This window comes from Flavobacterium sp. W20_MBD1_R3, from assembly GCF_052119725.1.
GTDB lineage: Bacteria > Bacteroidota > Bacteroidia > Flavobacteriales > Flavobacteriaceae > Flavobacterium.
This window is the reverse complement of the sequence record NZ_JBGQOR010000010.1, coordinates 1-19,002: the sequence shown is the minus strand read 5'-3', so window position 1 is coordinate 19,002 and position 19,002 is coordinate 1. Positions and strand designations below refer to the sequence as shown.

Genomic DNA, 19,002 nt, shown 5'->3' with positions numbered 1-19,002 from the left:
AAAAAGGAAGTGGTTTTTTGTGAATTGTAGAAGGGTTGATATATTGATTTTTCAAGTTTAACTTTTTTAAAATCAGTAAAAATTCGCTTAGTCCGCGTCATCTGCGTTCTAATCCGGTGTAATAGGAACAAAAAAATCCGTCTCGTTTTGATAACGCGACGGATTTTCTATTGAATTCAGGCTGGGTTGCGGTTGCTATAAATTTAAAAATAAGGAGACTAAAAACTAAAAATAAAAAATTACAACCTCAAATCCACAACCTGTAATCTATAGACTAGTAATACGTAAAACGCCTTACTTTCGCAATATATTTTGCCAATCTAATCACTTGGTGGCTGTATCCGTATTCGTTATCATACCAGATGTACAACACGATGTTTTTTCCGTCTGCAGAAACGATTGTGGCGTTGCTGTCATAAATGGCAGGAGCTGATGTTCCTACAATATCCGAAGAAACCAATTCGTTATTCAGCGAATATTTTATTTGCTCGACCAGTTCGCCTTCCAAAGCGTATTTTTTCATGATAGCATTGATTTCTAGCAGCGATGTTTCTCTCGACACTTCCAGATTCAAAACGACCAAAGAACCATTAGGAACCGGTACGCGAATCGCATTTGAAGTTAATTTTCCTTCCAATGAAGGCAATGCTTTTGCAACGGCACTTCCGGCACCCGTTTCTGTAATTACCATATTCAAGGCTGCAGCTCTTCCACGACGGTATTTTTTGTGCATATTATCCACAAGATTCTGGTCGTTTGTATAGGCGTGGATGGTTTCCAGATGTCCTTTGACTACTCCTAATGTATCTTCAACAGCTTTTAATATTGGTGTAATAGCATTTGTAGTACACGATGCCGCCGAAAAAATGTTGATTTCGTCAGGATTGTATTCGTTATGGTTTACACCATGAACAATATTTGGAACTCCTTTTCCGGGAGCGGTCAGTAGTATCTTATCAGCGCCTTTCGAAACTAAATGTCGGCTTAAGGCTTCATGGGTTGTAAAAGCGCCTGTGTTGTCAATTACTAAAGCATTATCAATTCCATAATTCGTATAATCAATCTCTTCAGGTCCGTTTGCCGTAATGATGTGTACGGTTGTTCCGTTGATAATCAAAGCATTGTTTTCAGGATCAGCCGTTACTGAGCCTTGAAAATCACCATGAATAGAATCATAACGCAATAACGAAGCTCTTTTTTCAAGCGAAGTAGCATCATTTTTATCGCGCGTCACTATAGCGCGCAGTCGCAATTGACTTCCTTTTCCGGTTTTGGACATTAATTCTCGGGCTAATAAACGACCAATTCGACCGAAACCGTATAATACCACATCTTTTGGGTGAATGTCCTCAGAGTTTTTTGCATTTTTTAATTTGTCAATAACAAAATACTTGGCGTCAGGATATTTGTCTTCTTCTAAACCATACTCGTACGTAAGTTTTCCAATGTCCAATTTGGCAGGCGGCAAATTCATTTCTAAAATAGCTTTTGCAATTTTAACCGAATCAAATACTGAAATGGGTTTGCCCACAAATGCAGCCGCATATTCATGCAGGTTGATAATGTCACTGACATTTCTGTCGATAAGCGGGTTTCTAAATAAGACCATCTCAATGGACTTATCATACCATAAATCGCTGATGATTTTAATTAATTTTACGCCTGCACGTCGCCTGTCGGCTTGAAAAGAAACTTCTTTTTCGTATAAAGTTGAGGTTGCCATGTTGAAAATTTAGTGAAAATAAAGGGTTGTATTTTTTAAAAATTTGGCGCAAAAATACCCATTTCAATCGATTTCGTAAGCTATTTTTTGGTTTATTTTAAAAATAAAAAAGCCATCTTGATATTTCAAGATGGCTTTGGTTTTTCAAAATCTGAAGTTTTAGAGAATCACGCGCATGACTTCCCCTTTTTTAGTAAGCATTTCAATGCGTATAGTTTGGTTTTCCTCTTTTTCACCTAAAAGTTTGGACACCGTTTTCACATCCGTTGCCTTTACATTGTCAATACTCAAGATAATATTACCCACCAACTCATCTTCATATTGCTTCAAGTTTTGGCTGGTGATCGATTTAATGCGTACACCGTATTCAATTTTGAATTTTTGCTTGTCAGCGGTCTCAATATTTTCTAATATGATACCTTTAAACTCAGCATTGAAAAATTCATTTTTGCTTAAAACTACAGGAACCACTCTTGTTTTTCCATCTCTAATATAGGTGACCTGTACTTTATCATTGGGTCTTTTCGTATTGATGTATCCGGAAAGATCCGCAAACGTGGCCACATTCTGCTCATCTAATTTGATGATGACATCGCCTTTTTCAAGTCCTGATTTCTCAGCACCGGAATCTTGTGTCACCTTATTAATATAGAACCCTTGTGTTTGATTGATCCCCAATTCTTTAGATGTGTTGCTGTTTAGTTCTCCGCCTTCTACTCCAAGAATTCCACGTTGCACATTCCCGTATTCCATCAAATCCTCAATGATTTTGCGGGCAATATTGGAAGGAACTGCAAATGAATAGCCTACGTAAGATCCAGTCATAGATGAAATCATCGTGTTTATTCCTATCAATTCACCACGCGTGTTCACTAAGGCACCACCACTGTTACCGGGATTTACCGCAGCATCTGTTTGTATAAAAGATTGGATTCCGCTGGTGTCTAAATCTCTGGCTTTCGCCGAAACAATTCCGGCAGTTACCGTGGAGGTTAAATTATATGGATTTCCGACAGCCAGAACCCATTCGCCCACTTTAACCGAATCAGAATTGGCAAAAACTGTGTAAGGTAATTTTTCATTGGCGTCAATTTTCAATAAAGCAATATCCATTTTTGAATCGGTTCCAATGAGTTTTGCCACGTATGATTTTTTGTTATTTAACGTAATTTCAATTTCTGAGGCGTCTTTAATCACGTGATTGTTTGTCACAATATAACCATCCTCCGAAATGATAACTCCTGAACCCGTTCCCACTTGTTCTTGGGATTGTCCACCTTTATACCCATAGAAATATTCTAAAATAGGATTTGTGATCGTTCTGCGGGAGACGTTTTTTACGTGTACAACCGTATGAATAGTTTTTTCTGCAGCTTCAGTAAAATCAAGCACATCCGATGATAATCCTACTTTCTTTCCATAAGAATTGGATGCTGCCGTTACCAATGAATTTTTTTCATTAGAAAAATACCCATCGGTATCAAATAATAGTTTGTAAGCGCCAAGTGTAACTCCTCCACTCAACAACGAAACCAAAAAAAGAGTTGAAATTTTTTTCATAATTAAATTCGTTTATTAAGATATTTACCCGTAAAATTAAAACTAAAATAGCTTCTTAAAATACAGTTTAACGCTCTTTAACAATGATTAACGTTTCATTAATAGTTCGTACTTTTGTAAAACACAATACAAATTAAAATGCAACTAGAATTTTACAAATACCAAGGAACAGGAAATGATTTTGTGATGATTGATAATCGTTCTAATTTTTTTCCTAAAGAAAATACTCAGATTATTGCACATTTATGCGACAGACGTTTTGGAATAGGTGGCGATGGCCTTATTTTATTAGAAAAGGATCAGATTGCTTCGAATCTCGCAACGACCACTGATTTCAAGATGGTCTATTACAACTCTGACGGGAACCAAAGTTCTATGTGTGGCAACGGAGGAAGGTGTTTAGTGGCTTTCGCCAAAAAGCTACAGGTCATCGAGAATGAAGCTACTTTTATAGCAACAGATGGTTTGCACCACGCCACAATTGATGAAGAAGGATTGGTTGCGCTGCAAATGATTGATGTTGCTGAGATAAAAATAAGTTCAGATCATGTATTTCTTAATACGGGTTCGCCACACCATGTGCAACTCGTTGACGATCTAGAAAATTATAATATTAAGGAAAACGGAGCCGCCATTCGCTATGGCCATTTATACGGGAAAGTAGGAAGTAATATTAATTTTGTCAAACAAATTGATGACACCACTTTTTCTATGCGAACGTATGAAAGAGGAGTCGAAGATGAAACACTTTCGTGCGGAACTGGAGCGACAGCAGTTGCAATTGCAATGAATGTGCTGGCAAAAACGACTGCTACTTCGATAAACCTAAATGTAGAGGGCGGAAAATTGGTAGTCTCTTTTGATAAAGGAGAAGGGAAATTTACTAATGTTTTCCTGAAAGGACCAGCTGAATTTGTATTTAAAGGAACAATCGAGATTTAACTAAATCCCAAAACCTAGAACCAAATACCTAAAATGAAAACATTAAAAGGCAACAACATTTACATTCGTGCATTAGAACCCAATGATTTGGAGTTCGTTTATGCAATAGAAAACGACCAGAGTATTTGGGAAGTCAGTAATACAAATACCCCATTTAGTCGGTTTTTAGTTAAACAATATTTAGAAAATGCCCATCAGGATATTTATGAAGCCAAGCAATTGCGATTGGCTATTTGTCAGGATCAGGATTTTCCGGCCTTGGGTTTAATCGATTTATTTGATTTTGATCCAAAGAATAATAGGGCAGGAGTAGGTATCGTAATTCAAAAAAACGAAAAACGAAATCAGAATATTGGTTCAGAAGCTCTAGAATTATTGATTGAGTATGCCTTTTATAATCTAAATTTACACCAGTTGTATGCAAATATTGGTACCGAAAATGAGGCAAGTAAAGCTCTTTTTACTAAATTTGGATTCGAAATGATAGGCATCAAAAAAGAATGGACCTTTGTGAACGGTGTCTATAAAGATGAAACTGTTTTTCAATTGATCAATACTAAATTTTAAAAAGTGTAGTTTGAAACCATGACGATTTTAAACGTAAGGCAAAAATATAAATACTACTATTCCAAAAAAAATACCACACATGAATTTTAAAAAAATTATTACCATCACCGCTGTTGTTTTAATAATGATATTAATGCTGTATGGACTGATTCTTTTGCGTCAGATTTTCTCTTCAAATACCAAGTTCACAGAGAACGAAGTATACGTGTACGTTCCAACGGATTCTAATTATGATGCCGTCAAAAAAATAATTGCGCCGTACGTAATCAATTTAGATCGTTTTGAAATGGTGGCAAATAAGCGAGGTTATTCTGGCAATGTGATTCCGGGTCGTTTTTTGTTGACTAAAGGGATGAATAGTTATGAATTAGTAAAAACAATGAGGCTTAATTCAGCTGTGAAATTGGCGTTTAACAATCAGGAACGAATAGAAAATTTAGCGGGGCGTGTAGGTTCACAAATTGAAGCTGACAGTTTATCTTTATTAACTGCATTCAAAGATTCTATTTTCTTAACTGAAAACGGATTTAATGAGGAAAATGTTTTGGTGATGTTTATCCCTAATACGTACGAGATTTATTGGAACACTACCGCTGAAAAGTTTCGAAATAAAATGATCAAAGAATACCGTAATTTTTGGAATAAAGAACGAGTTGCCAAAGCACTAAAACAAGGACTTTCTCCTATTGAAGCCACGATTCTGGCTTCAATTGTTCACAAAGAATCTGTAAAAAAAGACGAACGACCACGAATTGCAGGTGTGTATTTGAATCGATTGCGAGCTGGAATGCCACTGCAAGCAGATCCAACGGTAATATTTGCGATCAAAAAGAAAGCAAATGATTTTGACCAAGTGATCAAAAGAGTTTTTTACAAAGACTTAACAATGGCTCATCCGTATAATACGTATATGAATCTGGGTCTGCCTCCTGGACCCATTGCCATGCCTGACATTACAGCACTAGAAGCGGTTTTAGATCCTGAAAAAAATAACTTTATTTATTTTTGTGCCAGTGTGGAACGTTTTGGATACCACGAGTTTGCCGCGACTTTAGACGAACACAATAAAAACGCCAAAAAATATTCGGATTGGATCAACAGCCAAGGTGTAAAAAGATAGTTTTGAGACTAAAAAAAAAGATTTTATTTTTAATTTTCGTTGGTTTCCAAAGCGTAGTTGCCCAAAAGAATACGGAATCTTTTTTTAAACCATCCGATTCTTTGAATAGTAAAAAACAAAATGGGGTTTTTGTTGCTGAAGCTGCTTTGACGGCAGGAGCTTTAATTGGTTTGAACCAACTTTGGTACGCTGATTATCCCAAATCGGATTTTCATTTTATAAATGACAATGCCCATTGGTTGCAACTGGATAAAGCCGGTCATGTGTTTTCTTCGTACCATTTGGGACGGTTTGGTGCCGAAATGCTGCAGTGGAGCGGGGCTTCTAAAAAAAACCAACTGATATACGGATCAGGCTTGGGCTTTGTATTTCTTAGCGCCGTTGAGGTTCTGGACGGATATTCCGCTGAGTGGGGAGCCTCCTATGGCGATATAATTGCCAATGCTTCCGGGACGGCTTTATACGTTTCTCAGGAATTAATCTGGAACGAACAACGGATCACCCCTAAATTCTCTTTTCATACCACCCAATATGCCAATCACAGACCGGAAGTTTTAGGTAGGTCCTTCTCAGAACAAATTCTAAAGGATTATAATGGGCAAACCTATTGGCTATCGGTCAATTTATATTCTTTTGCGAAAGATTCTAAGATACCAAAATGGCTAAATGTAGCTTTTGGATATGGAGCCGAAGGAATGCTAACCGGAAATAGCGATAATACTGGTTTTTTAAATGCTAATCCACAACGATTTAGACAATTTTACCTAAGTGTGGATGTTGATTTGACAAAAATAAAAACCAAATCTCATTTTTTGAAAACTGTTTTTTCAGTTCTGAACACCATTAAAATTCCTGCTCCAACGATTGAGTTCGTGCGTTTTAACGATATAAAATACCACTTTATCTATTTTTAGAAAAGTTTAACTACCTGATTATCAGTATAATTATTTTTGTTGTACCTTTGCGAACAGAAATTTCTAAACGGGACAGCGTTTTGAAGAAAAACAATTTATGATTAAGAAGTGGTATTTTTACACAAGTCTAACTGTGATAACAGTTTTTTTAAGCTCAGGTTTTAAACCGTTTAACCTAGAAACCAGCCCTTGGTTTCTGATCAATGAAGAGGAGGGAGCACACTACTTATTTCCTTCCGAAGAACAAAATGAATACACCAAACTAAACATCCCATTTACCGGAAATTTCTTTATTGGTTTTAAAGAAGCTATTGGATACAGAGAATCCGAAAGTAAATATAAAAAAGTGAACTCCCTGGGATATATGGGGAAATATCAGTTTGGTATTGAAACACTTAAGTCAGTAGGAATTTACAATCGATCCACATTTTTGAACAGTCCTGAGTTACAGGAAAAAGCTTTTTTAGCGCTTTTGGCAAAAAACAAATGGGAGCTAAAAAGAGAGATTGAAAGATACGAAGGCACAATATTGAACGGAATATACGTAACCGAATCCGGTATCTTAGCAGCAGCTCATCTTGGTGGTGCAGGTTCTGTAAAAAAATATTTTAAAAATAACGGAACAAGAAATTTTAGAGATGCCTACGGAAGCTCTATAAAAAGTTATATGAAAATGTTTGGGGGTTACGATACCTCGTCTATTGTTGCAGATAGCAATGCAAAAGCAAAAAACATTTAATTTGTTGTATTGATGACAAAAAAAGAGGCTGTTCATTTTGACAGCCTCTTTCCTTTTCAATCACATTATCTTGCCTTAAGGATTTCTCCATTGGGACGCACCACCAATTTGATGGTTTCCTTATCCTTTTTGATTTTAATGTTATATTGTTTCTTGATAATATCACCGTCTTCTTGTGTGTATAGAAATTGATCATTTACAATTGCCCATCCAGGATACGTTCTGTAAACAGAATAGATTACCTCACTGGGAAGTCTTACGTTCTTGAATTCTTCCACAACACGTATTAACTTTCCGTTTTCGTTATAAGTAGCCGTTAAGGAACCATTTTTAACTTCCATAACTACAAGGTACTCTTCATATCCCTCTGCATCTTTGCCTAAATCGTACGCAATGAATTTTTCTTCTATTATTTTGACTCTCTGATCCGGATTATTATCGGGTACATAAACTGAAAAATCAGTTCCAACTCGTTTAATTACAACTCCGGGTAATTCTTCAATTTTTATTTTTCCTTTCTCCGTTTCTTGGGCATTTGATACTAATCCAATGCAGATAAACAGTATAACAATAAGTGCTTTCATAATATTTAGTTTTAAATTAATGGATGCCTTTTTAGTACTTGTAATAAATTGGTTTATGCTAAGGCTTGTTATTTTACTCCCCCTTCTTTTTATTGGTTAATTGTCTATATATCAGTATATTAATGACAAAAATATTTTTAATTGAATCTCTGCCCAAGTAAATTTACCTTTTTTTAGAAGATCTTAATGTTAATTATTTGTATAAAAAATGTTAAAATAATTTATATTATGGTCATTTTTTTAATAAGATTTTTAGGTGCTATTTTGAAGTTGTAAAACAAAAAAACACCAACCTTTCGATTGATGTTTTACTTTAGTTTTGAAATAGGAATTCGTAGTTTTATTCGAAACTTCCCATTAAAATGTCTAATATCTTTATGGCCGCTTCACTAATTTTTGTTCCGGGTCCAAATACGGCAACCGCACCGGCATCAAATAAAAATTGGTAATCTTGTGCCGGAATGACGCCGCCTACTACCACCATAATATCTTCTCTTCCGTATTTTTTAAGTTCTGCTATAACTTGTGGGACCAGTGTTTTGTGTCCTGCTGCCAATGAGGAAACGCCTAGGATGTGAACATCATTTTCTATAGCCTGTTTGGCCGCTTCGGCTGGTGTTTGAAAAAGTGGACCTATATCAACATCAAAACCAACATCAGCATAACCGGTAGCGACTACTTTGGCACCACGGTCATGTCCGTCTTGACCCATTTTTGCAATCATGATTCGGGGCCGACGTCCTTCTTTTTGAGCGAATGCATCGGCTAACTGTTTTGCTTTTTCAAAACTTTTGTCGTCTTTTATTTCTTTACTATACACACCGCTAAAGGATTTAATTTGTGCTTTGTATCTTCCAAAAACCGTTTCTAGCGCATCGCTGATTTCTCCTAAGGTAGTTCGGTTTCTTGCCGCTTCAACGGCTATTTCCAGTAAATTTCCTTCACCGGTTTGAGCACAAAGGATTAATTTTTTAAGTGAATCCTGAACTTTTTCAGAATCTCTGCTAGCTTTAATTCGGTCTAATTGTGCCAGTTGTTGTTTGCGGACCATTTGATTATCTACATCTAAAATCTGCAAAGGGTCTTCTTTTTCTAATCGATATTTGTTTACCCCTACAATAATATCTTGGCCGCTGTCAATTCTGGCTTGTTTTCTGGCTGCCGCTTCCTCTATTCTAAGTTTTGGAATTCCGGATTCAATGGCTTTGGTCATTCCGCCCAGTTCTTCTACTTCTTCAATAAGTTTCCAAGCACTTTCGGCAATTTCATTCGTCAAACTTTCAACATAATAACTGCCGGCCCAAGGATCGACGGTTTTGGTAATTTTAGTTTCGTCTTGTAAATAGAGTTGGGTGTTTCTGGCAATTCTGGCCGAAAAATCCGTTGGTAAAGCAATCGCTTCATCCAAGGCATTGGTATGCAAAGATTGTGTTCCTCCAAAAGCAGCTGCCGCAGCTTCAATACAAGTTCGAGCCACATTATTAAAAGGATCTTGCTCTGTTAAACTCCAGCCCGAAGTTTGACTATGGGTTCGCAGCGCTAATGATTTATCATCTTTGGGTTCAAACTGCTTCACCAGCTTGGCCCAGATCATTCTTCCCGCTCGCATTTTAGCAATTTCCATAAAATGGTTCATGCCAATTGCCCAGAAAAAAGATAATCGTGGCGCAAATTCATCAATTTTCATTCCAGTCGCTAATCCAGTTCTGATGTATTCCAAACCGTCGGCCAGCGTGTAAGCCAATTCAATATCAGCAGTGGCTCCCGCTTCCTGCATGTGGTAGCCTGAAATAGAAATTGAATTGAATTTGGGCATTTTTTTGCTGGTATATTCAAAGATGTCAGCAATGATTTTCATCGAAGGCGTTGGCGGATAAATATAGGTGTTGCGCACCATGAACTCTTTCAAAATGTCATTTTGTATCGTACCGGAAAGCAATTCGGGTTTTACGCCTTGTTCTTCGGCGGCGACAATATAGAAAGCCATAATAGGCAAAACAGCGCCATTCATTGTCATCGAAACGGACATTTCATCCAGCGGAATTTGGTCGAATAATACTTTCATGTCCTCCACGGAATCAATGGCAACTCCTGCTTTTCCTACATCGCCCACTACGCGTTCGTGATCCGAATCATAGCCACGGTGTGTGGGTAAATCAAAAGCGATAGAAAGTCCTTTTTGACCTGCAGCGAGATTCCGTCGGTAAAACGCATTGCTTTCTTCAGCTGTTGAAAATCCGGCGTATTGCCGCACGGTCCATGGCCTGCGAACGTACATTGTGGTATACGGGCCACGTAAATTGGGTGCAAAACCAGCTCCAAAATCAAGATGGGTAAGGTCCTTAACGTCTTGTTCCGAGTACGTTGGTTTTAGTTCGATTCCTTCTGCAGTTAGAAATGCATCAGCTGTAGCATTTTCACGCTCCGCTTTCAAAGGCGTACTTTCTAATTTTATATGTTGTAAATCTTTTCTTTTCATTTGTTTAGTACAAAGATTATAGTTTTGAAATTTTAATTCCTTTCAATCCATATTTCAGTATTTCGTGAAGTATGAAAAATAGCTTTAATGACAATTGTGTTATCGTAGCTGTTGAAATGAATTAAGTATGGAAAATTTTCAATTAAAGCCACTCTGGTCTCATCATATCTTATTTGAAAAAGTAACGGATTTGATTTAATTATTTTTAAACTTTCCTTGAGAGAATTGGAGAAGGTATTGCCCAATTTAGGTTGAATGCTTTTGTACCAATTCAAAGCTGTTATGAAATCAAGTTTAGCTTCCTCTACAATTACAATTTTATAACTCACCATCAATATCTTTTAGAAAATCATCAATATCTTGAGCTGAAGAAGGATTCTTAAGATATTTTTCAGTTCTTTCTCTAACTTGGTCCATTTGCCATTGAGGGATTTCTACATTAGCCGACTTTGGGAGAATAATCACTTCAACTTCATCAGCATTAAAATCATCCGGTAATGTGATACTTATTTTGTGATTTTTTACCTTAACGATTTGTCTTATGGCTTCCATTATTTTAAGTTTTTAGTAACGTAAATATACTCTTTTCCAGTGGTGTTAAATTAAATAACAGAGTCGAGTTGACTATTCAAGATCCAGTCTTTCCTGTTCAATTTTCTCTGCCAGACGTTTTTCGATGATGGGTGTAATCAATGTTTTTCTTGGTTTGACTTTTACAAAAGGGAACAGCTCTAGATCATGTTTCATTTTATCTTCTTTGTTGGGATGTTTGTTTGTTCCCAATAAAATTTCTTTGCCGGTATCAAATAATTCCTGTGCCGCATCAGCGCTTTCCTTAATTTTTCTCTTGATGATTCCATCGTTCAATTGTTTCAAGAATCCACCGTTTGCCTCTATATCTTTGAATAAAACTAATGCTTTTTCCGCTAGTTGATTCGTTAGATTTTCAATATAATAACTGCCGTCAGCCGGATTATTGACTTTGTCAAAATAACTTTCGTTTTTGAGAATCAACAATTGATTTCGGGCAATTCGGTCACCAAATTCATTGTCTTTATGATACAATGCATCATAGGGTAAGTTGGCAATAGCATCTGCTCCGCCAATGATTGCACTCATACATTCGGTTGTGGTTCGCAACATATTGATGTTATAATCGTACAAAGTTTTGTTGCGTTTAGTAGGCGAAACAATAATGTTGCACTCTAAATTGTGGTTGTATTCTTTAGCAATTAAAGTAAAGAGCAACCGCAAGGCACGCAGTTTTGCGATTTCAAAAAAGTAATTTGTCCCTACTGCTACTTCAAAAACAATTGGTTTGTTAATCGTTTCAATTCGGTTGAAATATTCATTAGCCTGACCTAAACTATAGGCAAGTTGCTGCACCATAGTAGCGCCAGCATTTTGATACAAAGCGGCATTGATGCTAATCAATGATACTGATGTTGTTGCTGCCGAAAGTAGATTTAAAGTATCAAAATTACTTTTTTCTTTAGTTGTAAACCAGTTTCCATCTTTGGCTAATTGTCCAATAGGATCTAGATTACAAAAAACAATAGTGTTGTTTTTTGTTGCAAAAGCATCGATTTTTTTGACGAAATCGATTGAAATAAATCCAAGATTAAAATAAATGGTAATTTTTTCTAATGGCAATTGTTCCAGAAGATTAGTAAGATCAATGGATTCATTCTCAATTGTAAACCGAAGGCTGTCAGCACCTCGATTCAAAGTATCCAGCGCTCTTTCTATTGATTTTTCAACATCATAAACAAAGATGTTCTGACAAATTCTAAATTCGGTTGCTTTTGTGACAACAGCATTCGCGTTTGTAAATTCATCTTTGTGATAAAAAGGTTTTACCTGAATGTCTTCGGGAGAATTCCACACTAAGGTTTCGTTATAATCCGCTCCGTTGAGTTCAAATTGGATTTTTTGTTTCCATTGTTTGGAAGAAACGGGATTGAAATCATCGAAGAGATTTGTTGTCATTGTGTTAGTCATTTTCCGCCCTCCGGTCCTCACCAAAGGAGAGGGAACCAAAACTTGGTGTTATGTTTTTAATAATTACTATAAATCTTAAGCTCCCCTCCCTTTGGGATGGGTTGGGGATGGGATTTTATTTTTTGATCGTGTCACCTTCAAATTCGATGATATAAATATCTTCACTATCTTTTTTCATATAGTATTTTTCGCGGGCGTATTTTTCTATTTGCTCTGAATTGTTTAATTGTTTGATATTCTCCTTATCTTCTTTTATTTCTTCTTTGTAATAAGCCGCATTGTCCTCCAGATCTTCAATTTGTTTGTCTAAAATGCGATGGTCAAAATACGAATAATTATCCAGAAAAATCATCCAGGACGAAAAGAACAACAGTACCCAGACATATTTGTTGCTCAGAAATTTAAACCAAGGTTTGTCTTTATACGGATTTGTCATTTTTTATTTTTTTTAGCCCTGATTGCAACGGAAATCCTTTTTGTTTTCTCCTTTGGAAACAAAAAGATTGCAGTGTAAAGCAGGAAATAGCTCCTAATAATTATTCTACTAAAATAAACTAAATTATAAAATTTTTTGATTTATTACCGCTCGAACTACGTCAATGGCAACCGTGTTGTACTTGTCGTTTGGAATAATAATATCGGCAAACGCTTTGGTAGGTTCTATGAACTGTTCGTGCATTGGTTTTAATGTGGTTTGGTAACGGTTAATGACTTCATCCATATCGCGACCGCGTTCCGCAATATCGCGTTTCATGCGTCGGATTAAACGTTCGTCAGAATCGGCATGAACATATATTTTCACATCAAATAATTCTCTTAATTCAGGATTGGCTAGGATCAAAATTCCTTCTACTATCATCACTTTTCGGGGATGTGTAAAAACCGTATCGTCAGACCTGTTGTGGGTTACAAAGGAATAAACGGGCTGGTGAATGTTGTTTCCTTCTTTTAATTCTTTGAGATGGGCAACTAATAACTCGAAATCAATGGCGCGCGGATGATCAAAATTAATTAATGCTCTTTCATCAAAGGAGAGTCCGTGATTTTCTTTGTAATATGAATCCTGTGAAATAATACCGACTTCTGTTTGTGGTAATTCATTCATAATTTGATGTACAACGGTTGTTTTTCCGCTTCCTGTACCACCTGCAATTCCTATAATGAGCATAAATTTTTTTATTATGTTTTTATCCCGACAAAAATAGGAATTTAATCGAGAGCAGTTTTTGTTTTTTGATGAAATCTTGCTAATTTAATATATTTATGGGCGGTTGTTTGACGGTATTTTGGTATCTTTAAAAACTAAAAAAGAAACTATTGTATTCGCAAATTAACAATAACATAAGTAGGTACGTTCCTTTTGATTCTGAAGAATTAGCGGTTTTTAACGCTTTATTGGAATTCAAAACAGTTCCTAAAAAAACAATTTTACTGCAAGAAGGGGAAATGTGTACGTTTGAGGCTTTTGTAATCAAAGGCTGTGTGCGCAAGTATTACATTGATGCTAATGGTTTTGAGGTGATTCTGCAATTTGCTGTCGAAAATGCCTGGGTCAGTGATATTTCCTTTAGCAGTTATGATGATAAACCAAGCCGCGTGTACATAGAAACATTGGAAGATTGCGAATTTTTTCTGTTCAGTCCAGAAACCAAAGAAGCCTTATTTACGGCCGCACCCAAGTTTGAACGCGCATTCCGAATCCTGATGCAGCGCAGTTTAGCCGTTACGCAAGACCGTTTGTTTAATACAATTGCTAAAACAGCTACCGAAAAATATGTGGAGTTCCTGGAGCATTATCCTTCACTTTCCCAGCGGGTTGCCCAGCATTACATTGCTTCCTATTTAGGGATTTCTGCTGAGTTTTTGAGCAAAATTCGAACTAAAATGGCTAAACTTTAAGTAGTTTAGGACTATTGTGAAATTTAAAACACTGCATGCGGGCGCTTTTTAGCTCTAAATCATTCCACTAATTTTCGAATGTAAATCAGGAATGCTTTGTGTAATTCGTGTTAAATAATCGGTTTAATCAGATAGAATTTTGTTCTTGTCCGCCCAATCTGGTCAATCTCCGTCAAAAAACAACTTCATTTTTTCATTTCTTGTCCCAGTTCAATGCACAGGCTTGTTTATTAGCCCAACTTTGCATCATACTATTAAAGGACAAAACAATGGAAACTACAGATCAAATAAATATACAAACGGTTTTACACGAAGCAGAAACACGAGGTCACGCTAATCACGGTTGGCTGGAATCTTTCCACTCGTTTAGTTTTGCCAGTTACCACAATCCAGAGCGCATGAATTTTGGAGTGTTACGCGTGCTTAATGATGACAGAGTCAGTCAGGGAATGGGTTTTGGAAAACATCCACATGATAATATGGAAATTATTTCTATTCCGCTCGAAGGGGATTTGGAACACCAGGACAGTATGGGCAATACTACTGTTATTAAAGAAGGCGATATTCAGGCAATGAGCGCTGGTACTGGAATTTTTCATAGTGAATACAATAAAAACAAAGACCAGTTGGTTAAGTTTTTACAAATTTGGATCTATCCAAACAAAAAAAATGTAACGCCTCGTTACGACCAAATTACATTAGATCTAAAGGACCGACACAATAAACTTCAGCAAATTTTATCACCAAATCCAGAGGATGAAGGCGTTTGGATTCATCAGGATGCTTGGTTTCATATTGGGAAATTCGATAAGGATTTTGCCGCCACATACACGTTGAAAAAACCGGGTAATGGTATTTATGCTTTTGTATTAAAAGGAGATTTTACTATAGGAAACATCGCTGTAAAGGAACGGGACGGATTAGGGATTTGGGATACCAATGCAATAGATTTAATCGCTAATTCAGCCGATGCTCAAATCCTATTGATGGAAGTTCCGATGCAATTGTAATTCAAAACAAAACGAATTATACTGTTCGGTAAACACAAAATGACGGTATGGCTTAAATAATTTAAACAATTTAGAAAGTTAACCTGTTGGGGATAATTATAAAACGGTTCTTGATACACATCACTTCGAGTGCGAAGCGTATCGAGAAGCTTTGTTCCGTTTTACTCCACAAAAAAATACTCGAACTGACGTTTTGATTAATTATAGGCAACGGGAAAAAAAGTAAGTTTATGGTAACAAACCTAATGGCCAGATGATTTAAACCATTAAGAAAATTAAGTTTTTGGACTTAATAAATCTTAGAGCCGAAAGTGTTTCAAAGAAAAGAACTTAAATTTATAAAGCACCAACACTATTTCCGGTTGGTAGCGCCAACGGAAAGTCACAATACAGAACAACAATTATTAATTAAATACAAATACTATGTCTACAACAAAATGGGTAATCGACCCGACACATTCCGAAATTGGGTTTAAAGTGAAACACATGATGTTTACAAATGTTTCTGGTCAATTTTCAAAATTTGATGCAACGATAGAAACAGAAAACGAAGATTTTGAAAACGCAAAAATTGAATTTACGGGAGCAATAGATTCTGTTACAACGGGTAATGCCGACAGAGATACGCACCTACTAAGTGCTGATTTCTTTGATGTAGCACAGTTTCCTGAAATTAATTTTAAAGCAACTTCTTTTACAAAAATAAAAGGATCAGATTATAAATTAGTAGGAGATTTAAACCTGCACGGTGTTACTAAATCAGTAGAATTAGTAGCTGAGTTTGGAGGAATAATGAAAGATCCTTGGGGAAATAATAAAGCAGCTTTTTCATTGGAAGGAAAAATCAACAGAAAAGATTGGGGATTAAACTGGAATTCAGCATTGGAAACAGGTGGTGTTTTAGTAAGTGAAGAGGTGCGATTGAATATTGAATTGCAATTTGCCAAACAATAAATCCAAACAAATAATAGAATAAGACCTCAAAGAATTCGTATTCTTTGAGGTTTTGTTTTTATAAAATCAAAAACAATGAAAACCATTGCTATTTTATACATAGGCGGGCATCTCGAAATTACAGCCACCGTAGTCCGATTGCTAAATGCTGTTCCCGCTTGGAGTGGCGTGGGGGTGATGAATATTGAGGAAGCAAAAAAAGTTTTTATGGAGAATAAATTTACCATAGTATTGCTTGGTTCCGGTATTGAGGAAGAAAATGAAATAGATTTGCGTGCTTTTTTCAAAAAACAAAACCCGCAAATCATTATTGTCCAGCATTATGGCGGAGGTAGCGGTTTGCTCAAAAGCGAAATTTTACTGGCAATTGAACAAGCATAAGCGACTGTTTTTTACTATTAATAACTATAAATAAGTAGTTGGACTTATTTAATGTCATACTAAAAAAGGAGTGAAATAATATTTAACATATAAGTCATATAAGAATTAAACCTTAAATGACCTTATGATTGTTATAGTTACATAAGGCTAACACAATCGAAACTTAAACTTACATGACTTATATGGTAAAAAAAAATGCAACATTGTTTTATTCTTATTACTTAGTGGTTCAAAACGACTAAAAGAAGGTGCTTTACTCTGTTTTACTGTTAGAAAATTTGTGATGAAGGGACTAAATTTCTAATGATTAAACGATGCGATTAGTAACAGTCATTTTAAAACAACAAAAAGAATAATGCGGACAAGTTGTTTTTTAAACAATACTTAATGCAAATTATTTATATTTGCTTTTTAGGAAGACAATAGTGTCTTAGTAGAAAATAGATTTGTTTTTGTACCAGAAAACACAACCCAAAGAAGCATTTTAGCATTTACCAATGAAGCATTCAGAAGATACAAATACCACTTGGCTATTTGAAATAACACCTAAAAATAAATTCTTTTCGCTCAACCTAAAGGAAGTGTGGCAATATAGAGATTTGCTGCTTCTCTTTGTAAAAAGAGATGTGGTTACCGTATATAAGCAAACTGTTTTAGGACCACTTTGGTACTTGATTCAACCTCTTTTTACGTCTATTACTTTTACCATAATTTTTAATAATGTAGCAGGAATCAATACCGGAACCGTTCCTCCTTTTTTGTTTAATTTAGCTGGAATTACAGTTTGGAATTACTTTACCGCTTGTCTCAATGGTACCTCGAATACCTTTGGCAGTAATGCAGGTATCTTCGGAAAAGTATATTTTCCCCGTATCATTGTGCCATTGTCCATTGTTGTTTCCAACTTATTGAAGTTTGGAATTCAATTTTTTATATTCATCTGTTTTTATCTTTATTATTATACCCAAGGTGCTGCAATAGGAATGAACGGGGCAACTCTGTTTTTCCCGCTATTGATCTTTATGATGGGGGTTTTAGGGCTGGGACTGGGAATGTTTATTTCTTCGTTAGTCACTAAATACAGGGATTTTAGTAATTTGGTCGGCTTTGGAGTGCAATTATTGATGTACTTATCTGCCGTGATGTACCCAATGGCGTTGATTAAAGAAAAATTGCCTGATTACGGCTGGCTGGTCGAATACAATCCGTTGGCGTATGTAATAGAAACAACTCGATACATGCTTTTGGATGTTGGACAAATATCTGTTTTGGGATTGGCATATACTTTTTTAATTACAGTAGTGGTGTTTTTAGTGGGCGTATTGATTTTTAACAGAACCGAAAAAAGCTTTATCGATACGGTATAAAAGTTGGCTTAGGTTCCGATACAAAATTTTGCTTTGAGACTGTTTTTTAAAACCATAAAATAAATTAAGTTTTATGCTGGGTTGCCCTCAATGCCTTAATGGTTCAAAAAAAAGAATTTAATGTTTTAAACCAGTAAGAAAAGTAAGCTGTTGGGTATAATTAGTTTTGGATGATAATTTTCCATCAGTTCGAGTGATTCCGCTTTTGGTCGGGATCGTATCGAGAATAAGAAAAATTTGAATTAAAAACGGTTCTAGATACGCTTCGCACTCGAACTGACGTTTTGAATAATCACATGCAACGGGAATAAAATTAATTTTTTATGCTTGGTTGACCTTAATGGTTCAAAAAAATGAATATCGGTTTTAAATAATATACGACCCGTCGAGGTGAATTAGAAATGATTATCGGCACACGTCACTTCGAGTAATTTCGAATAGTAATGCGAAAGCCTTACTGTTCAAAATTGTATCGAGAATAAAGAAATATCAAATAAAAAACGATTCATATACACGTCACTTCGAGTAATTTCGAATAGTAATGCGAAAGCCTTACTGTTCAATATTGTATCGAGAACAAGGAAATATCAAATAAAAAACGATTCACGCACACGTCACTTCGAGTAATTATGAATAGTAATGCGAAAGCCTTACTGTTCAAAATTGTATCGAGAACAAGGAAATATCAAATAAAAAACGATTCACGCACACGTCACTTCGAGTAATTATGAATAGTAATGCGAAAGCCTTACTGTTCAAAAT

Annotated in this window: 19 protein-coding genes; 10 read left to right on the top strand and 9 right to left on the bottom strand. The window is 35.9% G+C overall.

Annotated elements, in window-relative coordinates:
- Positions 1-274 precede the first annotated feature (274 nt).
- Together ACEN2F_RS12315 and ACEN2F_RS12310 are read right to left on the bottom strand one after the other, a co-directional pair.
- On the bottom strand, positions 275-1,723 hold the full coding sequence (locus ACEN2F_RS12315) for a glyceraldehyde-3-phosphate dehydrogenase (RefSeq protein WP_441739484.1): 1,449 nt from the start codon (positions 1,721-1,723) through the stop codon (positions 275-277).
- A gap of 159 nt (positions 1,724-1,882) precedes the next feature.
- Entirely contained in the window at positions 1,883-3,283 is a 1,401-nt protein-coding gene (locus tag ACEN2F_RS12310; RefSeq protein WP_441739482.1) for a S1C family serine protease, read from the bottom strand.
- 138 nt (positions 3,284-3,421) lie between these two features.
- Between ACEN2F_RS12310 and dapF the strand changes: the two genes are divergently transcribed.
- The 5 genes from dapF (at position 3,422) to ACEN2F_RS12285 (ending at position 7,565) form a co-directional block, all read left to right on the top strand.
- The gene (gene dapF, locus ACEN2F_RS12305) at positions 3,422-4,225 is read left to right on the top strand and encodes a diaminopimelate epimerase (protein ID WP_441739480.1); all 804 of its coding nucleotides are present in this window, start codon (positions 3,422-3,424) and stop codon (positions 4,223-4,225) included.
- A 33-nt stretch (positions 4,226-4,258) separates the two neighbouring features.
- Complete coding sequence (locus tag ACEN2F_RS12300) at positions 4,259-4,792, top strand: GNAT family N-acetyltransferase (protein ID WP_441739478.1); 534 nt, start codon at positions 4,259-4,261, stop codon at positions 4,790-4,792.
- A 79-nt stretch (positions 4,793-4,871) separates the two neighbouring features.
- Positions 4,872-5,912 carry an endolytic transglycosylase MltG gene (mltG, locus tag ACEN2F_RS12295; RefSeq protein ID WP_441739477.1) on the top strand — a complete coding sequence of 347 codons (1,041 nt, stop codon included), beginning with the start codon at positions 4,872-4,874 and terminating at the stop codon, positions 5,910-5,912.
- 2 nt (positions 5,913-5,914) lie between these two features.
- Complete coding sequence (locus tag ACEN2F_RS12290; RefSeq protein WP_441739475.1) at positions 5,915-6,826, top strand: DUF2279 domain-containing protein; 912 nt, start codon at positions 5,915-5,917, stop codon at positions 6,824-6,826.
- Between the two features lie 97 nt (positions 6,827-6,923).
- Positions 6,924-7,565 (top strand): peptidoglycan-binding protein LysM, encoded by a 642-nt coding sequence (locus ACEN2F_RS12285; RefSeq protein ID WP_441739473.1) that lies wholly within the window; start codon positions 6,924-6,926, stop codon positions 7,563-7,565.
- A gap of 65 nt (positions 7,566-7,630) precedes the next feature.
- On the opposite strand, the gene ACEN2F_RS12280 is transcribed toward ACEN2F_RS12285, so the two are convergent.
- The 7 genes from ACEN2F_RS12280 to udk form a co-directional block, all read right to left on the bottom strand.
- Positions 7,631-8,149, bottom strand: a complete 519-nt coding sequence (locus tag ACEN2F_RS12280; protein WP_441739471.1) for a hypothetical protein — start codon at positions 8,147-8,149, stop codon at positions 7,631-7,633.
- 340 nt (positions 8,150-8,489) lie between these two features.
- On the bottom strand, positions 8,490-10,628 hold the full coding sequence (scpA, locus tag ACEN2F_RS12275) for a methylmalonyl-CoA mutase (protein ID WP_441739469.1): 2,139 nt from the start codon (positions 10,626-10,628) through the stop codon (positions 8,490-8,492).
- A gap of 32 nt (positions 10,629-10,660) precedes the next feature.
- Entirely contained in the window at positions 10,661-10,960 is a 300-nt protein-coding gene (locus tag ACEN2F_RS12270; RefSeq protein ID WP_441739467.1) for a type II toxin-antitoxin system RelE/ParE family toxin, read from the bottom strand.
- Positions 10,947-11,180 carry a hypothetical protein gene (locus ACEN2F_RS12265; RefSeq protein WP_441739465.1) on the bottom strand — a complete coding sequence of 78 codons (234 nt, stop codon included), beginning with the start codon at positions 11,178-11,180 and terminating at the stop codon, positions 10,947-10,949. Before ACEN2F_RS12265 ends, ACEN2F_RS12270 begins: the two co-directional genes overlap by 14 nt.
- Before the next feature lie 72 nt (positions 11,181-11,252).
- A complete protein-coding gene (locus tag ACEN2F_RS12260; RefSeq protein ID WP_441739463.1) occupies positions 11,253-12,617 on the bottom strand; it encodes a methylmalonyl-CoA mutase subunit beta in 1,365 nt (454 codons plus the stop codon).
- Positions 12,618-12,744: 127 nt separating this feature from the next.
- Positions 12,745-13,065 carry an FtsB family cell division protein gene (locus tag ACEN2F_RS12255; protein ID WP_441739461.1) on the bottom strand — a complete coding sequence of 107 codons (321 nt, stop codon included), beginning with the start codon at positions 13,063-13,065 and terminating at the stop codon, positions 12,745-12,747.
- A gap of 123 nt (positions 13,066-13,188) precedes the next feature.
- Complete coding sequence (udk, locus tag ACEN2F_RS12250) at positions 13,189-13,797, bottom strand: uridine kinase (RefSeq protein WP_441739459.1); 609 nt, start codon at positions 13,795-13,797, stop codon at positions 13,189-13,191.
- A 149-nt stretch (positions 13,798-13,946) separates the two neighbouring features.
- On the opposite strand from udk, the gene ACEN2F_RS12245 reads away from it, so the two are divergent.
- The 5 genes from ACEN2F_RS12245 to ACEN2F_RS12225 all read left to right on the top strand — a co-directional run bounded on the left by ACEN2F_RS12245 (position 13,947) and on the right by ACEN2F_RS12225 (position 18,240).
- A complete protein-coding gene (locus ACEN2F_RS12245) occupies positions 13,947-14,528 on the top strand; it encodes a Crp/Fnr family transcriptional regulator (protein ID WP_441739457.1) in 582 nt (193 codons plus the stop codon).
- A 269-nt stretch (positions 14,529-14,797) separates the two neighbouring features.
- A complete protein-coding gene (locus tag ACEN2F_RS12240; RefSeq protein ID WP_441739455.1) occupies positions 14,798-15,538 on the top strand; it encodes a pirin family protein in 741 nt (246 codons plus the stop codon).
- Between the two features lie 423 nt (positions 15,539-15,961).
- A complete protein-coding gene (locus ACEN2F_RS12235) occupies positions 15,962-16,492 on the top strand; it encodes a YceI family protein (RefSeq protein WP_441739453.1) in 531 nt (176 codons plus the stop codon).
- A 75-nt stretch (positions 16,493-16,567) separates the two neighbouring features.
- Positions 16,568-16,873, top strand: coding sequence for a hypothetical protein (locus ACEN2F_RS12230; RefSeq protein ID WP_441739451.1), 306 nt, complete (start codon positions 16,568-16,570; stop codon positions 16,871-16,873).
- Positions 16,874-17,370: 497 nt separating this feature from the next.
- Positions 17,371-18,240, top strand: a complete 870-nt coding sequence (locus tag ACEN2F_RS12225; protein WP_441739449.1) for an ABC transporter permease — start codon at positions 17,371-17,373, stop codon at positions 18,238-18,240.
- Positions 18,241-19,002 lie beyond the last annotated feature (762 nt).

Bases quoted from the DNA above. Each gene is read 5' to 3' on its own strand.
- ACEN2F_RS12300 (WP_441739478.1), top strand. From the start codon at position 4,259: ATGAAAACATTAAAAGGCAACAACATTTACATTCGTGCATTAGAACCC.
- ACEN2F_RS12235 (WP_441739453.1), top strand. From the start codon at position 15,962: ATGTCTACAACAAAATGGGTAATCGACCCGACACATTCCGAAATTGGG.
- ACEN2F_RS12265 (WP_441739465.1), bottom strand. From the start codon at position 11,180: ATGGAAGCCATAAGACAAATCGTTAAGGTAAAAAATCACAAAATAAGT.
- udk (WP_441739459.1), bottom strand. From the start codon at position 13,797: ATGCTCATTATAGGAATTGCAGGTGGTACAGGAAGCGGAAAAACAACC.
- ACEN2F_RS12230 (WP_441739451.1), top strand. From the start codon at position 16,568: ATGAAAACCATTGCTATTTTATACATAGGCGGGCATCTCGAAATTACA.
- ACEN2F_RS12310 (WP_441739482.1), bottom strand. From the start codon at position 3,283: ATGAAAAAAATTTCAACTCTTTTTTTGGTTTCGTTGTTGAGTGGAGGA.
- ACEN2F_RS12285 (WP_441739473.1), top strand. From the start codon at position 6,924: ATGATTAAGAAGTGGTATTTTTACACAAGTCTAACTGTGATAACAGTT.
- ACEN2F_RS12315 (WP_441739484.1), bottom strand. From the start codon at position 1,723: ATGGCAACCTCAACTTTATACGAAAAAGAAGTTTCTTTTCAAGCCGAC.
- scpA (WP_441739469.1), bottom strand. From the start codon at position 10,628: ATGAAAAGAAAAGATTTACAACATATAAAATTAGAAAGTACGCCTTTG.
- ACEN2F_RS12280 (WP_441739471.1), bottom strand. From the start codon at position 8,149: ATGAAAGCACTTATTGTTATACTGTTTATCTGCATTGGATTAGTATCA.
- ACEN2F_RS12240 (WP_441739455.1), top strand. From the start codon at position 14,798: ATGGAAACTACAGATCAAATAAATATACAAACGGTTTTACACGAAGCA.
- ACEN2F_RS12255 (WP_441739461.1), bottom strand. From the start codon at position 13,065: ATGACAAATCCGTATAAAGACAAACCTTGGTTTAAATTTCTGAGCAAC.
- dapF (WP_441739480.1), top strand. From the start codon at position 3,422: ATGCAACTAGAATTTTACAAATACCAAGGAACAGGAAATGATTTTGTG.
- ACEN2F_RS12225 (WP_441739449.1), top strand. From the start codon at position 17,371: ATGAAGCATTCAGAAGATACAAATACCACTTGGCTATTTGAAATAACA.
- ACEN2F_RS12260 (WP_441739463.1), bottom strand. From the start codon at position 12,617: ATGACAACAAATCTCTTCGATGATTTCAATCCCGTTTCTTCCAAACAA.
- mltG (WP_441739477.1), top strand. From the start codon at position 4,872: ATGAATTTTAAAAAAATTATTACCATCACCGCTGTTGTTTTAATAATG.
- ACEN2F_RS12270 (WP_441739467.1), bottom strand. From the start codon at position 10,960: ATGGTGAGTTATAAAATTGTAATTGTAGAGGAAGCTAAACTTGATTTC.